Origin of the sequence: Pantoea cypripedii, assembly GCF_002095535.1 — a bacterium.
In the GTDB taxonomy this organism is placed as follows: domain Bacteria; phylum Pseudomonadota; class Gammaproteobacteria; order Enterobacterales; family Enterobacteriaceae; genus Pantoea; species Pantoea cypripedii.
Map to the genome: position 1 here is coordinate 422,099 of NZ_MLJI01000002.1, position 20,271 is coordinate 442,369.

Annotated in this window: 13 protein-coding genes; all 13 read right to left on the minus strand. The window is 54.9% G+C overall.

Annotated features, from left to right (window positions below; all coding sequences use genetic code 11):
- Window positions 1–89: 89 nt before the first annotated feature.
- The 13 genes from mobF to traC all read right to left on the minus strand — a co-directional run bounded on the left by mobF (window position 90) and on the right by traC (window position 20,267).
- Window positions 90–5,171, minus strand: a complete 5,082-nt coding sequence (gene mobF / locus HA50_RS23175; RefSeq protein ID WP_084879172.1) for a MobF family relaxase — start codon at window positions 5,169–5,171, stop codon at window positions 90–92.
- Between the two features lie 8 nt (window positions 5,172–5,179).
- A complete protein-coding gene (gene traD, locus HA50_RS23180; RefSeq protein WP_084879173.1) occupies window positions 5,180–7,228 on the minus strand; it encodes a type IV conjugative transfer system coupling protein TraD in 2,049 nt (682 codons plus the stop codon).
- A gap of 78 nt (window positions 7,229–7,306) precedes the next feature.
- Window positions 7,307–7,753: a hypothetical protein gene (locus tag HA50_RS23185; RefSeq protein ID WP_139811012.1), complete on the minus strand. Its 447-nt coding sequence runs from the start codon at window positions 7,751–7,753 to the stop codon at window positions 7,307–7,309.
- Window positions 7,754–7,869: 116 nt separating this feature from the next.
- Window positions 7,870–10,707 carry a conjugal transfer mating-pair stabilization protein TraG gene (gene traG / locus HA50_RS23190; protein WP_084879175.1) on the minus strand — a complete coding sequence of 946 codons (2,838 nt, stop codon included), beginning with the start codon at window positions 10,705–10,707 and terminating at the stop codon, window positions 7,870–7,872.
- 3 nt (window positions 10,708–10,710) lie between these two features.
- The gene (locus HA50_RS23195) at window positions 10,711–12,069 is read right to left on the minus strand and encodes a conjugal transfer protein TraH (protein ID WP_084879176.1); all 1,359 of its coding nucleotides are present in this window, start codon (window positions 12,067–12,069) and stop codon (window positions 10,711–10,713) included.
- Entirely contained in the window at window positions 12,069–12,581 is a 513-nt protein-coding gene (gene trbB, locus HA50_RS23200) for a type-F conjugative transfer system pilin assembly thiol-disulfide isomerase TrbB (RefSeq protein ID WP_084879177.1), read from the minus strand. The genes HA50_RS23195 and trbB overlap by 1 nt, the downstream gene beginning before the upstream one ends.
- Window positions 12,582–12,584: 3 nt before the next feature.
- The gene (gene traF / locus HA50_RS23205; RefSeq protein ID WP_084879178.1) at window positions 12,585–13,355 is read right to left on the minus strand and encodes a type-F conjugative transfer system pilin assembly protein TraF; all 771 of its coding nucleotides are present in this window, start codon (window positions 13,353–13,355) and stop codon (window positions 12,585–12,587) included.
- Between the two features lie 2 nt (window positions 13,356–13,357).
- Window positions 13,358–15,205 (minus strand): conjugal transfer protein TraN, encoded by a 1,848-nt coding sequence (locus tag HA50_RS23210; RefSeq protein WP_084879179.1) that lies wholly within the window; start codon window positions 15,203–15,205, stop codon window positions 13,358–13,360.
- Window positions 15,206–15,235: 30 nt separating this feature from the next.
- Window positions 15,236–15,670: a type-F conjugative transfer system pilin assembly protein TrbC gene (trbC, locus tag HA50_RS23215; RefSeq protein ID WP_084879180.1), complete on the minus strand. Its 435-nt coding sequence runs from the start codon at window positions 15,668–15,670 to the stop codon at window positions 15,236–15,238.
- Window positions 15,640–16,644 carry a conjugal transfer pilus assembly protein TraU gene (gene traU / locus HA50_RS23220; protein ID WP_084879181.1) on the minus strand — a complete coding sequence of 335 codons (1,005 nt, stop codon included), beginning with the start codon at window positions 16,642–16,644 and terminating at the stop codon, window positions 15,640–15,642. The genes trbC and traU overlap by 31 nt, the downstream gene beginning before the upstream one ends.
- Window positions 16,637–17,290 carry a type-F conjugative transfer system protein TraW gene (traW, locus tag HA50_RS23225; RefSeq protein ID WP_084879182.1) on the minus strand — a complete coding sequence of 218 codons (654 nt, stop codon included), beginning with the start codon at window positions 17,288–17,290 and terminating at the stop codon, window positions 16,637–16,639. Before traW ends, traU begins: the two co-directional genes overlap by 8 nt.
- The gene (locus HA50_RS23230; protein WP_139811013.1) at window positions 17,287–17,664 is read right to left on the minus strand and encodes a TrbI F-type domain-containing protein; all 378 of its coding nucleotides are present in this window, start codon (window positions 17,662–17,664) and stop codon (window positions 17,287–17,289) included. The genes traW and HA50_RS23230 overlap by 4 nt, the downstream gene beginning before the upstream one ends.
- Window positions 17,661–20,267, minus strand: coding sequence for a type IV secretion system protein TraC (traC, locus tag HA50_RS23235; protein ID WP_084879184.1), 2,607 nt, complete (start codon window positions 20,265–20,267; stop codon window positions 17,661–17,663). The genes HA50_RS23230 and traC overlap by 4 nt, the downstream gene beginning before the upstream one ends.
- Window positions 20,268–20,271 lie beyond the last annotated feature (4 nt).

Below are 20,271 nucleotides of genomic sequence, written 5' to 3' on the forward strand. Positions count from 1 at the left end.
CAATATGTCCTGTGTGGTTGAAGACAGCCCCGTTAATCTTCCAGGTCGCCAAACTCAGGAAAGATTTTCGGGGTTTTCCTTTTATGGGGTTACTCCAGCGTTTTAGAACGCTCCGGCAACAGTTCAGGGGTATGCTCATGACGGGAGTGGCGGGAGATGTTTGCCTCGTCATTCATGAATGGGGGTTTTTCGGGTTTATCCATATCCGGGGCGTGATTCATGACATCTGCCCATGCGCTGTCCCTGTCGAGCAGGGTGTCTTCCGGCAGGTCTTGCCGGTCACTTTCTGCCAGCAGGTGCTCTTTTTCCGCTGTGCTATTCGGGATATGTTCATCCTTTTCCATCCGCACAGCGGCTTTAACTGCCTTTTCAAGCTCTTCGTCTTCCTTACGCGCCAGTTCCTCACCACCGGCTTCTTCTGCAGCCTCCGTTTTTTGTTCATCTGAACGTTCACTGTAGTCAGTAACCAGCACTATCTGACTACCGGGATGCGCCACCATCATCGCTGTCGCTTCCCTGATATCCGCGGCCTCCAGCGTTTCTGCATGAGGTTCACCCATCTGCAGAACGATGCGTTCACCGTCCGCTGCCCCCTTATAGTGGGCACGGCTGAAATCCATCAGGCCGGTCGCGGGAGAAACAGGAACATGCCAGTTACCCCGTTGTTTCCCGTATGAATTCATCACCGGCCAGAGCAGTTCCGGGGTCCGGCCCGACAGAAATCGTGCATCAACTGTAAGATGCTGTTCGGTTTTCGCCGCCAGCAACGTTTCCGAAACCGGCAGGCTTTTGTTCCACAGATGCATTTCACGCCCGGCGCGGATATCCTCAGCCCGCATCAACACATCGTGCACGGTTTCGCGCTCTCCGCTGTGGTGGGCGACTGCCGACAGCCACCTTTCCATGTCATCTGCATACACCTGGATATGGTTTTTCGCACGGGAAAGCGCTACGTAGGTGCTGTCCAGCGCTGCCATCATTATTCTGCTCCCTTCGGCCCCTACCAGCGCGATGACATAAGGAATGGAGGCACCCTGTGAGCTGTAAGTCGTCACGGCGTAGCCATAATCGATATGCTGATCGGTGTGCGCTCCAGCCGGATCGAGAGTCAGGATTCTTCCACCGGTATCAAGCAACAATTTACCCTCATCCGTGATGCCGCTGATAACGGCCATATCGCTTGCACGCAGATTGCGCTCACGATCGGTCGCGGTGAGCCTGACTTTTTCACCGATACTGAATTCACGCTCCTGCTTTTGGAAAACGGCCACGTCTTCTTTACGCAGCTCAGCAGGCCTGACCCAGCGATCGGTCTTGCCATCCAGCCCGTTCATTCTGATCACTCCGCTGTCCGTATCGGTCGTACCAATGCCGTAATAGTGTTCGCCCATCCTGACGACATTGCCGCTCTGCCTCTGCCAGAATGCCTGAAGACCCAGATCAGCGTGGGTATTATTGACCCTGATGAGTACCGGAAGCGTGACACTGTCACCTAACACCACATCCTCTTTCAGCCGCAGGTGAATCGCGTTGTTTATCGCCATGCGGTCAATGTTCAGCTCGGCCACGATAAGCGTATCGGCGCGCGCCTGAGCCGTCCGACCGCAGTAGTCATCTGCAATCACCGCGTGCAGATCGGTTCCCTCCTCTTCTTCAGCCGTTGTCAGCAATTTCCCATCAACCGTGCTGGCTGGCGGAATAAAGGCACCCTTCTGACGTGGCACCACTGCCGGTACCGTGGTGGCTGTGACACGCAGGGCCTCCCGGACATTGCCTGCAATCATGGCTTCAACGACAGGTCGCAGCGCAGGAACCTGACGAATAATTTCCTGCATCACCGCCCTGTCCGCGGCACTGCGGTCAAGAGCAAGTGCGAAAGGTACGCCGGACTCCAGTGACTTAAGCTGGTCACGGTCACCACTCAGCACCGCGCGACCACTTCCGTCGGTAATGACCGTCAGCAGAGAAGCCAGCTGAGCATTCCCGTTCATGGAGGATTCATCGATAATGAACAGCGTATTGCCGTAATCACGGGACTGCCCGGCGGCCTGCCACTGGCTGTTTTCACTCAGGAAACTGGCTATCGTCTGTGCGGGGATCCCCGCCCCGCTCAGTTCACTCACCGCCCGGTGGGTCGGTGCCAGCCCGATAATCTCAGGTGGGTTTTCCAGCTGCCTGAGTGCTGCCGCTACGGTACGAAACTGTGTAGTTTTGCCGGTACCGGCATACCCCTGAATGGCGGTGATTCTGTCTACTGATGTCAGGATAAGTTGTGCTGCCTGTAGCTGCCCCCCGGTCAGCTGACCACTTTCCCGCTGGCTGAGGCCGGAAGTCGATAGTGGGTGCACACTACGTTTTCCTTCCGTGATATGACGCAGGATGGTGACTTCGTTATCAAAATTCTCACGCGTGATAAAACTCCCGCCTGCGCCCTGTTCCGCAGCCAGCGGAAAAATATCCCCTCGCGTCTGGAGCCTCAGCAGTTCCTGCTCAGCACGTTCCAGGCTGATATGGCTCTCGCTGGTTGTCACCTCAGCTATGACCTCTATCCCGCTGAAGGTCACGCCCGTACCCGTGGCTTTTTCAATCGCCAGACGCATGGCCCGTTCCGGATACGACATCCTGCTTGCCTCGACACTACGCAGGGCATGCTTAATGCAGTCTGCTCCGGACACCGTTTTCAGGCTTTGCGTTACAGTCACTGACGGGCGATTTTCTGCCAGGCGACGGTTGATGGTGCTCTCATCCAGAGGGGTAAAGGCAATCACCCTGTCTCCGCTACGCCGGAGAAGATTGACTGTCGGATCTGTAACTTCCTTTGCAGCCAGCACGGCAATGACGTTGCCGCTCGTGCTTCGGGTCGCTCCGAACGGCTCCACGTAATCGTAATCCACATACAAAGGCGCGTTCCCGTTCACATGCATCGTCTCCCCTTTTGTGTTCTCCATCACAAATTTCTCTTTAAACAGCCAGTTACCCTGTCTGACACGAAGAACGGTGAGTTTTTCACTGCCAGGCGCTTTCGGGCTATGAAAAGCGGTGGTGCGCAGCTGCTCGCCTTCCCGAATCTGCAGCTTTTTTTCACGAAAAAGTCGCCATCCGCTATCAACATCGCGGATTTTTAACCCATGTACCTGTCCTTTATCATCCGAAAGAGTTAGCAGGTTCAGCTTTTCGCTGATGCCGGTAACGGTAAAACTGTCAATGAGACCGTTCCTCTGAATATGTTCCAGCACCATGCCTTCGCGATAACTACGGCGATCATTGCGGTTAGACACATCAAGCCACACCGGGATGCGCGCCGTTACGTCGCCAATCACGCGACCCAGCACGCCTTCTTCTGCAAGCGTTGCCCGGGTGCGTGCCGTCAGCTGATCCCGCATGCGCGCATTCCCCGCCTGGAGAATAGCGGTTCTTCCCTGCAGCCTTTCCTGCGCGTAATAACTGGCCGCCGCAGACAGTCGATCCTCAGCCGACTCCCTGGTCACCAGGGTGATACTGACATTTTCAGTTTTCGGCGAGGCCGTGAAATTCACCACGCCGGCAGCCCGCAGCACTTCTGAAGCAAAACCAGTGGCCCGGCGGGCATGGGTGTCAGTCACCACCGTCACCGCACCCTGTTGTGCCGCTGTTTTCAGCACATCATGCAGACCAGAGGTATTGAACCGTTCTGACTCACTGACCAGGACGAGAGATTTCTCCGGCAACGAGAAGTCCTGAAATTCGTCAGCCGTCATCAGCATGACATTCGGGTGACTACTGAATATCGCAGCCTGGGGTTTCAGCGCCGCACCATCGGCTGCCACCACTACCAACGAGCGCTGGTTACGTTCAGCCATCTGCATCACGCTGTAACTCAGTTCATCGATAAATGCGGTGCCTCCCCTGACGTCAATCAGACTTACCGCGCGATTTGCATCTGCTACCTGAGCCATCGCCCCTTTCTCACCGGCGGGTGCCAACAGCCCACCACTTTTTTCCGCCAGCCCACCAGCAAGCTGTGCAAGGCGGGCTTCATCCCGGACATGCGCCGCAGAAGTGAATAAAGTCTGGTGTTTATCCACCGCCAGCATCTGACCTCGCCCGATAGCGTTATCGATTGCTGCGCGGGCTTTGCCGTAAACACCCGGCTCAATGGATACATGGCTCAGAACGCTGGTCATTACGTCATCCCAGGTAAATCTCACGCTGTTGCAGGACAAACGATCAATAGCCTGCCTGACGGCATCCTCAAACCCTGGTGATATCACACCCGGATCTGGCCGCTCCTTTTCGCGGTTCGCCATAACCGTGTTCATCAATGCCTGATGGTCAAATCCTGTGGCAGCCAGCTGCGTCTGCCAGTGCTCCCGGACCACTTCCATATTGGTGAAGCGCTTTGCTTCCCGCGAATCCAGCGCAGCAATACTTTTTTGTCTGGCACTCGCGTCAGCGCCAACCAGGTCAAGGATCTCCTGACGTCGCGATGAGAAGGGTTTCACGGGTACGCCGGTGATATCCCACTCGCCCCGCGGGCCTGTCGTGGTAATCGGATATCCCGCCTCAGTCAGATCTTCCCGCAGGAAACCACGGTAAAGCATTCCAATGCTGACCTGGTGCTTCCACACCACATCGGTAAACCCCTGCTTACCGGTGATATCTGTCGAGAGGGTTTTCCACCCGCCTTCGGCCCGTGTGGCATTGGCCAGCACCGTATGCTCGTGCAGATGCGGCTCCAAATTCCGGCTGGTATCGTGGGTAAAACGGGCAATGATCAGATTGCCCGTACGCTCCATGCTGGTGATGCCATCGCACATGGTTCGTGTGGTCGTGAGCTTTTCCACCTCATCCAGAGTACGGCTGACAGCGCGTTTATGTGCCTCCACCAGAAATCTGTCGCCGGTGACCAGCGCCAGCACTGAGACGCTCTTGGGTGCGGAGAATGTCAGGTCATATCCCGGCCGGTGTTTATTGACCCCATTCTCTATGCGTCGCATATCGGTGCCATCCGGCAGCTGTCCCTCCATTACCGCAGTGAAAGTATCGCGATCAACCGGCCCTTTCAGCCCAAGGTGATCTGCACCGATGCCGTACCACTGCGTAGACTGGTCACCCAGGAAGTAATAGTTGTCTTCTGCCGTATAGTAGGCAGCCGCCTTTGAGGCGTTTTTCACACCGGATACGGACAGCATGGATGGCCTCAGAAACGGTCCCACGAATCGGGCTGGTGAGCGTGATGCTTCAGATCTTCAATGGATTGCAGGGGCACAGGCGGAGTTGCCTGTTCTGCAGGTAAGGATTGATCGCATTCCTGTTCCGGGGAGGGTGGCGGAACAGAAGGCAAAGTGCTGTTATCCCGGCCATCTGCTTCTTCAGATGCAGCAGTAACAGCGGTTCCGTCAAACACCTTATTTACCAGGTTATTTACAGGCTCATCGTTAAAGCCACCAGCCAGCTGTGTTTCCAGTTCCGGGTCGAACAGATCTTCCACCGATCGGTCGATACGTCCCTCCGCGATAACCCGATATTCTCTGCGCCGGAGTTTCATTCTGACTGCCGGCCAGTCACCGGGCAGGGTGACGTAACACTCAAGATCATTCAGTTTCTGTACATCGGAATAGCTGACCGGGTATTCATTAACTTCGTCTTTAGAGAACTGCACGCCATCGCGGATAATATCGATGCCGTAGCTGTACTGGTCGCGAAACTTCTTATGGCGATACTCGCCTATTTCCTTCCGCACCCAGTCAGCTACTGTGCCGCTGGGTGCACGGTAGAAGATGCGGGTATTAAGAAGATCCCAGATGGATTCCGCAAAGTTGGCACCGAATTGCTCCTTCAGCTGCGGGAAGTTCTGCAGCCCGGCAATCATGCAGGCGCCAAACTTGCGCCCTTCTGCGCAGAACTCTGGCATGACAGGCTGCCTGTGCAGGGAGGGTATCTCATCCATCACCAGCCAGATCCGACGGGATCGGCTGGCAGTCAGACCCAGGATACTGGTCATGGTCATATGGAACCAGGCAGATAACAGCGGTTTGATGGCGGCATGATGACGGCCATCGCTGGAAACAAATATCCATGGGTTATCGCCATCGGCATCTTCCGTTGCCAGCCAGTCGCGAATATTGAAAGGCCGGTGTCCCTGCTCATCCAGCCCCTGCAGATAGCGCAGAGAACGGACGTAGGTGGTGAGGATGGTACGGATAGTCATGGCGGTTTTTTCAATGCTGGCTTCTACCAGACTCGCTGCATCAGTTCCCTGAAGATAGGCCCGCAAATCCACCATACTGATGGACATCAGCTTTTTCAGCAGTGATGCGATATTACGATCTTTGTCCTTCGCCATGCGACGCGCTGTTGCAACAAACAGAGCGCGCGCAGAAAGCACCCAGAATGGATCGCTGCCACCGCCACTGTCCGGTAGCAAGGTCGTGGCAAAGTTGTCAAAATCAGCAACCGACTGGCACTCTGACCATAAATCCCAGGGCGCACAGCGAACATCAAAGGGGTTGAGGATTTTGTCTTTGTCCTGCCGGTAAAACAGCGGAATAAAGTTATTCCCCTTGTCATAGACGATGACCCGATCGCCCCGTTTTCGCAGCTGCATCAGTAAGTCGTTCAGGACGGTGCTCTTACCGGTGCCAACGGTCCCGTGCAGGGCAAAGTTCTGCATCTCAGAGTCTTTCACAATATGCAGCCCGCAGATATTCAGCGGTGACTGCATGCCCGCGTTTTTCAGTAACTGGTTAACTTCCCCGACATTACGGGCCAGTGCTCGGCCACCGGTTATTTCGCTTTCGCGCTGTTTAGCGCCTTTACGCCCGAGGAACCAAGTGATGCCGAGAAAAGCCCCCAGGAAACTGAAGGTGGCAAGCCCCCAGCCATAAAAGGCGGCATCACTGACCTGTTCCCCCATCTGCACAAAATACGGATCAGACATAACCTCCGCAGCAGTTCGTTTGAACGCCACGACATCGCCATTGGTCCGTTTAAAATGAAATGTCCAGCTACTACCTGATGCGCGCCCACTCAGCGACTGCAGGGGGATGACGAACCATTTGATCAGCCAGTAAGCGCTGCCGTGGATGAACTCCTGCAAGGTAAGTCGCAGCAGCATCCACGAAAAAAAGACCAGCGCTGAGAAAAGCACAACCCAGTAAGAGGCGATATTCATGATCTGCAAAAACATGCCGATCATGTATTTCATTACCTGCCCGCCCTGGGTGAAATCACGGGCGTTGAGGCTCATTGACTGTTCCTTAGTCAGGAGAGATGGGGGAATCAACAAACTGAATGAGAGATGAGTCAGCCAGAGATCTGAACCTGGTCAGTCATCGCTAATGCTCTCTTTGACTGCAATTAACGCACCGAACAAACTGGATATCTGATAGCGAGAAATATCCAGGTGAAACAGCAGAGACAGAATGATTGTTGATAGCAACGTCATTGCGACGAGGGGAAGTATATTTAACATAGTAAACACGGAGACCAGTCCCCCGATCACGATGAAACATAGCCATATTGAATAATAAATTATGACCTTCTTTTTATATAGCTTAAGGATCTCATATTTATCAAATGCATCGGCAGGTAACATGGAAAAAAGGGATCGATAGCCACTGACAAAAATCGTCAGGAAAACCCAGAAAGCCAGTGATATCAAACCTAAACCTAACCATATGTTTTGAATAAAAACATCCGTAAATGCACACGCAACATAGAACCCAAAGTACAAAGCCATCGGCAACAAAGTCAGCCTAATATGTGCCAGCACTCCGGGCACGACTTCCTGCGAATAGATTATATCAAGCGAGATCTCTTTAATTTCAAATTGTATTTTCTTATATGTAAGAGGCATATCAATCACCAATAAAATGATCGTTAGTTAAATTATTTTTTATCGTCCTTATGCAACCAGTCGCTCAATTCCTTAGGAAGCATATTCTTCTGGGAAGACCGAGAAAGATGTTCGTTATCCTCGTAATTTTTACCTGTTTTTCCATAATCACTTTGGCGCTCAGCTTTGCCTGCGTCCGTAATCTTTCCCCCTTCCAGAAGCTCACCCTTAGTATAGGTTTCTCTATCTTTCACTATCGTCTGCTGAGCATCAACCTCTTTCTTCACATCGGTACGGATGTTATGCAGCGCATGACCCGCATCGATCTGCTCTCCAGCTTCTTCATATGCCTGACCAGACCGCGCTTCGGCTGCGTTGACGGGGATAACCATCCCCTGTCCTGTCTGCCCGGAATGGCGGGTATAATCGTCACCAATGCGGCCCTGAAGTTTATCCTGCACAAACGCCTGTACCATTTCCTCACGCTGCCGGGCGACACCAGAATCTGCGGTGTTGGTCAGGATGGCCTGAGCACCACCGGGATCCTTCTGCCTGACCCATTCCACAAATTGCTGGGTATAGTTCTCTCTCACCCCCGTGCTGAGCGTCTCAGTTTCAGATGCCATGCGTTGCAGCTCGTGGGTATGGGACTGGCTGGTGGTGTACTGCTGATACTGACTGTCGGAAGTTGTGATACCGGATGAAACCTGGTGCATCAGACCCGCGGCATTATTATCGACGTGCTGGCCGTTAAAGGTCAGGCTGTAGTTGCGCAGCACATCCATACCCTGGCTGAAATCCAGCGATTCCCGGGCTGACAGTGTCTGTGAAGTGTCCTGCCCCTTGCTTCCGCTTTCCGTTGTCTGCGAATGGGATCCCGTTCTTCCGGTCAGCTCTATACCGCTATGGATATCCCCTTTCGCCGATGCGCCGGTTATCCACTGGCCTGCTCTGCCCCACAGCGCTTTGCTGCTGTCGATACCGGCCTGACCCCGAACGCCAGCGTTGGCAGCCAGACTGCGGGATTTATCCTCCAGCTCTGAGTAGGCCTGATTCAGGCTGATATGATTGCGGGTGGCGTAATCTTCCGCCACGTTCTGCATCCGGCTGACCTTCTCCGCTTCGGTAATACTCAGGCCTGTCGAGGCCGAGAGTGTGCTGGAATCGCTGTTGCCATACTGCTCATGAAACTGCCTCAGCTGAGAACCGCTTTTTTGCAGGGAATGGTTATATCCCTGCAATGCAGATTCGGTCTGGCTCATGCTGTCACGCGTCATTTGCTGGGCTGTGCTGGCAAGATGGCGATCAAGATGCAGATCGACCGGCAACCGGCTGATCGCTCCGGACGTATCAAACACCGTCTGACCATTGTTGGTTTGTGATTCCAGTGCCCCGTTACCCAGCTGCTGTGTCGTCATCCCCTCACGGTAGTCACGATTGAGGTTGGTCTTGAAGCCGTTAACATTATCCACCTGTACGTTACCGGCACTGAGATTGCCGGAAGCAACGGCCGACGAATCAGCAGACGCTGAACTGCTGAGTGCGCTGCCCAGGCTTGAGCTGAGGCTGGCAAAACCGGAGCCGAGCGCGGTAAACAGCCTGAAGGCAAGGAACGGGATCGACATCATCAGCCAGCCAGCAATACCCGCGGTTGTGGAACTGGTCTCCATCAGGCGGTTCATGTTGGAGAGCGTCGGGCCAGCGGCGTGAAAGCTGTTCTGGGTGCTGAAGTTCACGGCAAAATTGAAGATGGCGAACATGATGGGCCATAGCATCAGGCTGCCCATAAAATTCAGGTAACTGCGGCACACCGGCCAGGCAAGTTCGCGCACGTAAAGCGCCAGCACCATCACCGGGAAAATGCATACGCTGAACAGCAGCAGAACCGTGTGCAGCTGTGGCAGCACTTCGGTGGCAATGGCATAGCTGACAGCATGGGACAAACGCAGCTTCATCAGGGAGGTTTCCGATGCGATATCCACCATCGAGGCGGTATCATTCATCCCTTTCATATAACTGCTCATACCGCGTCGCAGCCCGGCAACCGCAATGTTCTGCAGCATAATGGCCTGGGCCGATTTACTGCTGTTGAAAAAATAACTGTAAGATCCTGCCAGCTGTTCGGCATATACCGTCTGTGGCGCGTTATTACCCGGCAGCATCTTCACGGCATGGCTCATAAAGGTGGTACCGGTACTGCTGCTTTCCGCCTGCAGCAGAGCCTTCAGTCTGGGAGCAGCTTCGCGGCAGAACATAAAGATGCTGCCACTGGCATCGCGCCAGTACACCCCGCGCAATGGACTCGGCTGGCTGAAAATCACCGCCTGTACCTCGCCGGACTCCATCACGTCCTGGTAACTGTATTTATGGTTGAGCATGATATCCGGCACCACACAGTTCTTCGTGTATTCCACCAGATTGAAGGCAAGTACCGGATCCCGGCTGTCGATAGTGAAGCTGTCCTGCATCAGCTTTGAGGCGAACATCATCCCGCTTCTGGTGTACGCGCGTTCGTTCGGGAAATGGAAAGTGTCCTCATACCCGGTTGCCAGGGTGTAACCGATGCCGGTAATCAGGTAAAGCGGTGCGGCCAGCCCCACAGGCACATTATCAACCCGCCCGATATTCTCCGGCGCTGTCAGATCGTTAACGATGACAGTGACTTTTGGCGTCAGCAGCAGTGCCGTCACCAGCGTAAACGTCAGCCCCCAGGCAAACATAACCTTCAGATCGTGGCTGCGGATGTAGGCAAACGCGCAAAGCAGCACTCCCAGCAATTCGGCAATCCACAGCACCGTGCGCCAGCCACCATTTTGCATCAGGGTGGCGACGGCATTGAGACCCATGGTGATCATGCTGCCGGCACTAACCACCCAGATATCGAGCGCCATAACTCAGCCCCCGAACTCATAGCTGGCCATCATATGATCGGACAGTGAGGTTGAGAGTTGCTGCCGGATCTCCCGCAGGCTGCGATCGTACTCCGCCAGGCCATTCTGTTGCACCTGGATACGCGCCACCCGCTGACTCAGCTCGTTTCTGACCTGACGCAGATTCTCGCGGAAGTGCTTATTTTCCTCTTCGGTGTCCAGCGTGCCCGCGGCTCCGCTGGCTGCCACATCAATCAGTCCATTGATATAGGACATCACCATGTCGGCAGCAATGTACTCAGCCAGGCTGCTGACCACGCTCTGATCCAGTCCGACGGATGCAGAATCGATGGTGTAGCGCAGGATACGAACACGGGTACTGCTGATCAGCGCCCTCTCGTTCTCCGACAACGCCATATCACTGCGGCTCTTGTCGAAGATATCGTTGAGCATATTGCGCACCTGCCCGGTCATGCCATCCTGCTCCGCCAGGGTCAGACTGGCGACCACCGGCGACAGACAAGTATCGTTGTCATTACAGCGGTAGATCTTCTCCGTACCGCCGTTGAGCAGCGTGTTGAACATGGATTCGCTGCCGCCGCGCGGTTGCAGGAAGGTCGGATTGCCCCTGTCGTCATAAATCACCGTGCCCACCATCGACATCAGAAACTCCTTCAGCAGCCGGTCGTTGCTGAAGAACTGATTCAGTTTGCTGAACGAGTCCCAGGTGAGGTTACGATTGCGTGGAATACGTCGCTTCTCTTCTTCGGTGGCTTTACTGAACACGCTGTCCGTTTGCCCACCTACACCACAACCCTGGCGCGAGGCTGCCCAGTCCGAAAACACGTCATGTCGGGTGCCCAGGTCCTGACAGATTTGAGTACTCGCGGCCTGGGTTTTAGGCCACAGGCCACCCACGATGGACTGCGCCGCCTGGCAGGTCGAAATGTTCATATTGTTGGTATCTGCCGCCAGCTTCTGCAGATAATCCTTCACGGATTTGCACTGCGGGCAGATGGTCTCCAGCCCGAGATCAAAGGCATAACCTGCCGCGTTACTCAGGATCTGCTTGCCCATGATTTTGATGCTGTCGCTGTTAATGAAGCTGAACGATCCAAGGTAAGCATCGATGCCGCCACAGCCGGATTTGATATCGGGCAGGGGGACGGAGATAAGCTGGATATTGCGCACCGGGGTGCGGATAAACAGGTTACCGCCAGTAAGATACCCGGCAGACTGGCCCTGCCAGGCGGCTGGCTGGGTATAGTTGCCGCCGCCCATGTCATTAAAAAAGCGGTTAATATCGCTCTTTACATCAGCCATTACGGGCAGCGAAGTGCAGAGACCAGTCAGGAACCAGCCCATCATCCGTGATCCCGTCATCACTGCACTCCTAACTCAACAGCCAGAGCAAAAGTCTCCATCAGCCGCTGTTTCAGAGCCTCCTCAGAGATATCTCCCTGCGACAGCGGAATCGTGACCAGCGTCCTGGTGTTGATAAGGAAATCGGTCGGGGTTGCCCGCGGCAGCTCAGCGAAAAAATCCTTCACCACGCTCTCACTCACCGGCACCACCTTCGGAAATATTGCATCGCCCATCCCGTCGAAGCTGAAGACAAATACATTCAGCCCGGTCTGCTGTGCGACCGACTTCAGTACCGGGTTAAAACGGTGGCAATGAACACAGTCGGAACGCAGGAAGTGGACAATCTGCCAGTGGCTGATATTCACCGGGCGACCATCAGCCAGCCGAAACCAGACCGGTGCGGGCTCTGCAGGCGGAGACGGCGGCATCTCCTCTTTCTTCTTTTCCAGTCGGGCAATGTCATCCAGGGTACCTGCTTCCGCAACAGACGGAACCAGTAACAGCAGCAGTGTCAGAAGGTGAGTCAGCATCGGTTAATCCTCCGGTGAAAAGTCTGTCACGACGTTGAGCATGCGGCGTGCAAGGTCATCCTGGGTGATAAAGCCATAGGCCAGTGGCTGGTATCTTTTGCTGTTCGATTCCACCAGATAGATGGCCGGGAAGTGTTCGATCCGCATGTTCCCGGCCTGGCCGCTGTCCAGGCGGCTGTCGGGCAGGTCCGGGTTTATTCGCCCGTCGATGGTTATCGGGACAACAGTCAGACCGTACTGTGCGCTGAACTCCTTCACCACGCTGCCCAGACGGTTATCCAGTGGCTCCTGCCCCCGGTAAAAGAAGAACACGCCATACCGCTGATTGACGAAGCGGATCGCCTCCTGCTGTCTCTGCCGCTGGCGGATGTGCTGGATATTCGCCGTGCCGTTGTAGATCGGATGCGTCAGGCTGTAATCCAGTTCCGGGTTATCCAGCAGGACTTTTTCCCAGCGAGCGGCAAACACGCTGGCCTGGTTCACCATCCAGTCCTGCACGATTTTGTAGCGCCGGATATTCTCAGCTGAGGGGTGCAGCATCGCTTCATTCATGAGGTTGTCGCGGAATGCCTGCAGACGGCTCATTCGGCTGGTCGGCGTATCCGGGATTTGTTCCTGGGCGGGAGTTTCCGCCTCTTCCTCTTCAACGGGCTGCGGCCGGTTATACCAGTACCAGCCGACAGCGGGCAGGTAGTGATAGCCGTCTGGCTTCTCCTGTTCTGCACAGAGCGGCAGCACGATGAACAACAGAGTAAAGCAGAGTCGTTTCTTCATGTTCAGCCTCCGCCGGGTTTCAGGCTGTTCTGAATATCAGACAGGATGCGTTGCTCCAGCGCCGCCCGATCAGGTAACCCGACGTGGCTGTTCAGGTCATCATAGAAGTCGGTGAAGTCGATACGATCAAAGCTGATCCTCTGTAGCTCGCCGATACTGATACCCCGGCAGTCCGGGTTATCACCGGAACCAAAGCTAATCCCGAGCTGATCGCGACGTCCCTGAACCTGCAGGATACGGGCGAGTTTGCTGTCAAACACGCAGTAGCCTTCTTTACGCTGCAGGCAGACACCCAGCACTTTCCTGGCGCAGTAACTTCCCACACTGACCACCAGCTTTTTCTCTTTACCGGTGCCAATCTGTTTTTCTTCACTGTTGCAGTGCGCCAGCCCGACATCCTGCCCCCAGCCACCACTTTTGCAGCAGTTACTGAAGCCTGCGGCACTTTTGCGACAGGCCATCCCTGTGCCGGTAAACGCACTGACGGATGCCGGATCCATACCCGAAAATTCTTTCCCGGCCGCCGCCAGTGCAGCCAGCTGTGAAACAGCACCTTCAAAGCTCAGGTTCTCCCCGGCCTGCATCGCTGCACAGCTGCCATCGGAGCAGTAGAACTCAGAACCGCAGACATAGCCGGTGCTCTTCTCCGTGTGGGCACACTGCCAGGTGATATGATGAAACACGCAGTAGTTACCGATCTTCTCTGCGCAGGTCCGCATGCCCTCGCTACAGTTGGGATCGTCGATATACGCCTGACAGCTGTTGGTGTCGTTCTCGTAGAGACTCCAGAGGGTGGTATAGCCCCAGCAATCGCTGTACAGGGTGTAGGGAATACCATTCAGCACCACGGTCCGCTCTCCACCGGGATCCGTGCATTCCTCACTCATCCAGACAGCATCACCCATTTCTGCCGGGCAACTGCTGGTCCATTGCAGCACCGGTTTCAGCGTCTCCCGGATGACGTCCATCGGCAGGGTCACGCGAACCACAATCGTTCCACGGGCGATTGCATTCATCAGCCCGTTAGCGCCAGAGTCATGATGGCCATCGGTGTTATAACGCACCCGCAGGCTGATGACCTGCCCCTGTCTGACCTGCTGAACAGGAATCGCAAACTGGCCTGAGTTGTTAAGTTTTGCCCGGATGTTCTGCCCGAATGCCTGAATGGAGTAATCCAGACGGTCACCGTGATAACCGGGGTCAGAAGGATACAGCAGCTCCCAGCTGCCACTGCTGAGCGTGCCATCTTCCGGCATCGTGAAGTCATACTGGATCCAGTAATCCTCAGCACGTCGGCCACTGACGCTGGCCGCATCCAGTACCAGCCTGGTCTGGACGCTTTCCAGCGATCCGGTGGTGGTTATAGTGGCTTTGCGTGTGCAGGACTTATTCAGGTCAGAGGCCATTTCACACTGGTGAGTGGTATAGGTAGTTTTGCTCAGCTCCTGTGCCACGCACTGGCTGACCGACCCTCCGGCGATGGCCTCCGCGTTGCTGCGCACTTCATCGCTGTGCTTCATCATGTCAGAGTCATTGCTGATGCTGTCGGCCGGATTATTGATATACGCCTCCTGAGCCGTCTGCCCCAGTTCTGAGGTGCTCAGCTCCGTTTCGCCATGCACGGCCATATCAGTATCTGTCTGAGTGACGCCACCGTAGTAAGACGCCTGGGGTGCCTGCGCACTGAAATTCTCAAAATAGTTTTCCGGATTCGGTCGGATCGCACCTGACGCCTGTTTTCCCGCTTCAATACCTTCCTGATTTGAGGCGTCCATGGAAGTGGCATGCAGGTTCACCGACAGGCAGGCAAAGAACATCCCCGCCAGCAGGAAACGGATTGGATTCGTCATCTGATTTTCCGGGCTGAGAGAGAAAGAGGGTTAAGGTAAGGCGCGACACTCACCGCGCTGGTCCAGCAGCGTGAGCGCATCGTTCAGCGCGATATTGCCGTAAATGATATCGAAGCGTTCACCGCACTTTTTTACCAGTGCCGGTACCTGCTGCACGCCGTAATAGTCGAAACGTACCGGGTCAATCTGTACCCCGCTGACGTGGTAAGTGCTCACCAGATGCAGCATGTATTTCGCAGTCTGTTCCATGCTGTCGTCCACCAGCCCGCGCAGATACACCGGGATGTTGTGTGACTCCGCTGCTTTAATCAGGAGAGCCAGCTGCTTTTCCGGGATCGAAGTGGAGAGGAAGTAGGCTGATTCATTCGGTGTTGCGTCGATTTGGGAAACTTTCGCATGCGAAATCGTCGCCAGCAGCAGTCCCAGCGCTACCGTTAAAGCACAACACAGTTGCGTTTTTTCCATATCAGGTATCCGTAGTTCTTCCTTGAAGTCGGCATCTCCTTGCCGGTCTGCCACTGCATGACATTGCGGCCAAGAGGATGACATGACGCCACATCGGGAATGGTATTCACCATCTGGTAGCGGTAACGGCTTTTTGGCAGGATAGCCGATGGATATTCATAACAGACCGCCCGGTCCTGCGGCACCGTATCAAGGATCAGCCCCTGCCTGTGCAGCTTGAAGTTCATGCGTTCCGAAAGCAGCGCCGAACTGTTAAGCCCGCTGGACTCATTCACAATATTGCCGGTGAACGGATACATCGAACCATGCGACCCGGCACACCAGAACAGCGCATCAATGGGTTTGCTGACCGACGACGCCAGCGCGTCTGCGGCACAGGCCATCTGCGCCACCGGGTTCGCAAACAGCATCACCTCCGGGTTGATGAACAATGCGAGGTTGTCATTCTGCCAGGTCGGATCCAGCTCCGAGAGATAGCCAATATCGTATTCCCCGCCCTGCATGCACATCTCTGAAGCAATAATGTTCAGCCATGAAAGGAGCGGATATTTATACCAGTGGACGTGATAGAACGTGCCCGGATGCTGGGTGGCAACTTTTGTTCCGGTACCCGTGCCGATACCTGGGATGTTCACCTGGAATCCGCCCATATTGACCATACAACCAGGCGCACGGGTGACATCCGTCATGGCAAACGGCTCCCAGAATCCAATGGCAATTCCGGGCCGCTGAAAAACAGGCGGCGGTACCGGGCAGAACTGGATGGGGGATGACGGATTCTCCGTATCCGGCAGGCTACCCTGCGACACCTGAACGCTGCCGATACTCATCGGAAACAGACAGTTCCAGCAAACGTCCGTGATCGGATTCACCCAGCGCCCTTCACAGGTGGGATCCGCTGCCTGTAGCTGGCCACTGAGAATCAGGCCGAACAGAATCCCCACGTCCCTGTTCCTCCGTACGCGGCTACTCATCATCAACTCCGGACCCGCTATCCACCAGGCCATGCTCCGTAATGATGAAAAGCTTCTCTCCGGTAAGCTGCTTCACTTCAGCTGGGATCTGCTTAATGCCGAACTTACGGACCAGAATGCCATTCTGGTCGAAGTAGACGCGCTTACCCAGTATCCCGGCGCTGTCACGTACGTTGCCGTTCACCAGGATAATACGGCTGGTAGTGCTCTGCGGCTTCTGCTGCTGTATCCAGGCAATCTGGCGTGCATCATCACCATCGATGAAGTACAGCGTTTCATCAAATACCGGGATGATATCGAACGGATTCACCCGTTCACCTTTGCGGGCAAACAGGGTGCCGCTCAGGTCACTGAGATCCTGTGTGACGGTGAAAGCAGGATCATAGAGCCGGGTGCGGGTTTCACTGGCGGTGATCAGCCCTTCGACCTGAACCGGTCGGAGCGCCTGAGCCTTTGCCCGGCGCTGTATCTCCTGCTCCATTTCAGCCTGAGACTGCCCGGCGAAATGCAGCTGCAGATTATTGCGCATAACCGTGATCAGGTTATGTTCCCGGATATCCCAGGTCTCCCCCCAGGTACCGAGATTGGCAGCGGTTACCGACGGAGAAAAAGCCGCCAGCACGATGACAGGGATAAGGCATTTCATCGGATGTCTCCCGCCGTTTCCGGTGATCGGGCTGCGTTATTCATCTCAATAGCAAGACGGGCCTGAATCTCACGCGTGGCATCCGGCAGGCCGGTAACCACCGCCGGGCTGACCAGAATGGCGACCCGATGCTGTTTTGCATAGGTATCAGTCACGGCAAACAAACTCTGGTTAAAACGGCGCACTAACTGCTGGCGCTGCTCATCCGTCAGATCCAGTCCGGTACTCTGGCGAATAAACGCATTCACGGTGGCTTTCATATCAAAGGTCACCAGACCCGGTGGTTGCAGCAGAAAGAACCATGCGGCCACACACAGTGTCAGGCTGGTCAGCACAGCAAAGGTGCCCGTCATCATCAGGTGCCATGTCTTCACAGCGACATCCCCCGCAAAGCCCGGATGATTTCCCGTTTGTGCACATCGTTGTCTGCCATCTCAAACAGAATATCTTTGATGTCTGCGCCTTCCTGCAGACGCTTCTGCCGAAAAGCGAAGTCTTCACCTTTTGATGAAAACAGGCTGTCGCTGAGTGGATCGAGGATCAGACGGTGGAAGCTGGAGTATTCGCCAACGCTGAGCAGAAACGCGCTGTAACGTGCCTTCCGGGCGGGTGGAAACTTACGGATGAGGCCCCATTCCAGCTCATTAAAGGTGTGGGGTTCTTCCTTCTGGAAGGTGGCAAACGACTTGGCATCCTGCATACAGGTGAACTTAAAGGAGCTGTTGTCATACGCTGCCAGCGCCGCCCTGGAGAGATTTTTGTCACGTATGGACTGGGTCACCGTACCGTAGGAACCATTATGTCGCCGGGCGGTACGATAGCCTTCCTCGATAAAGTCTTCGATCTTCGGTGTGGATCCACCCAGCATTTTCCATCCTTCGTCGGTGATGTTCATCTTTCGCATGCTGCGGGGTGTCACATACATCATGTTCTCGTTCCAGATCATAATGGTAAACAGGATGGCGGACAGCAGGTCACGCTGCTTGCGCAAATCACCCAGCTCCGTCACCACAAACTGCAAACCGGGTTGCAGCGTCGGTTCGGATGAGTTGAAGAATTTTCCGTAGATCCCTTTGGTGCTGTATTTGCCCAGCAGCGTAACGATCTCGTCAATACGCCCGCCAATCTGCGGGGAATGCTGGCGGGCGACGTCATCCTTACGCGCCCGCAGATAATCGATCACATGATCGATGCGCATATCCTGCTGGTATGACGGCCAGTACTCGGTAATCGCCTCCAGGATCAACGACTCATGTACTTCGTCAAGTAAGCCATGAGGACTGGCAAGGATGCACAGCTGGTCACGGATACGCTCAGCCGCCAGGGTGATGTTCGTCACATTGGCAAATGGATTGAAACGCAGCGACTCTCCGTTTATGTACGTGCCGCCCAGACTGCTGCAGGCGGCAAGGTAGGAATCGCCAATATCCTGAATGGCGACGCTGCCACCCGTTTCGAGCACCGAACGCGCAATCGAGTTGGCCAGCACGGATTTACCCGCCCCCGAGGTGCCCGACATAAACCAGTTAAAGTTGGTGTTTGGCAGGCTCTCGTCAAACACATCAATAAACGCCAGCTGATTACGGTAACTGGGGATCAGAATGCCTGAGGCACATAGCTTGTTGTCACCAATCACCGGCAGCAGGTTAACCGCGTGAAATGTCTCTCCACGCTGTAAGGCACCGGTTTTCTGGCAGTCACTGCGCAGTTTCCTGTCCACCATGGCAAACGGGAACATCGCCAGCACATTGCGCAGTTGCATAAAATCCGCTCGCACAAATTTCAGCCCCTGCGCGGCAAAAGCATTGTGGGTCTTTTCGGTATAGCGTGAAGTCAGGTCATCATCATCCGGACAGAACAGCGCAATGCCGTAGAAATAGCGGGTCAGTGACGTCTGGTTTGCCAGCAGTCGGGTTCGCGCATCACTCCATTCCGCATGCTGGCTTTTCGTCGAGGGAATGTATTTCGCATAACTGGTGTTGACGCGGGAATCCAGTGCCAGGAATTTACTGTTGGCTTCCCCCTGGCTTTTCATCTGATCTTCGGTAACCAGCACCATCGATAAAATAAACGGGCACGGTATCCCATTCGTCGGCGATGTCAGGTCCTGCAGGATGTTGCCGTTCTGCCACAGATAATGTTCCTCCGGGTTACGGTCCAGGTTGAGGTTCACCATGCGTGTGCGGAACGGCCGGTTCGCTTTGTCAGTCCCTTTAATGCGGATATGCGAGGGCTTCAGCCTCCAGCCTGTGGTGGAGTCAACGAACTGAGACCGGAGATCCGCTCCCGGATCATAGGCTGCGTCATACCGATCAAGGCAGTCAGTGTCGTGATTAAGAAACTCGCGCAGCACGCTGTTGAACTCCGCCACACCGATGGCCTCAGACCAGATATCAGCGGAGTTCAGCGCATTCAGCAGGTTGCGCCGTACATCACCGACCCGCACAAACTCAGTATCCGAGACCGATTTAACCGGCATGCTCCAGATAAAGAACAACCGGTAGTCACGTAATGTCAGCGGATGATCCAGCCCGTTGCTGAAGTTATAGCGTGCCCCGTTGAGGTAAAACCGGGCGGTGATATCGTTGCACTCCTGCGCACGATGCCCCCGCCAGGCAAAATCCTTCAGACCGTGACTGACCTGTTCTTTAACTGCCCGGGTAGAGACCAGCATGACCTGCAGTGGCGTCTCGCGGGGCACGACATCACGCGCGATATATTCAAGGCTCTCGGCCAGTTTCTCGTTGGCCCCGATCAGTGGCTGAGCCTCAATAATGAAACCCAGTGAGCTTTGATTGACCCAGATCTGACTGTCACTGTCGTAATCCTGGTAGGGCAACAAATCGCGAATATGCGGATAATCCAGTTCCTGGAGTTTTTCCCGAGTCTCTGAGGTCGAGTCCCGTTCACCGAGAATATCTGCGACGGTGTCTACAACGTTGAGCGGATCAAAATGGAAGCGTTCCGGTAGTTTCATAGCG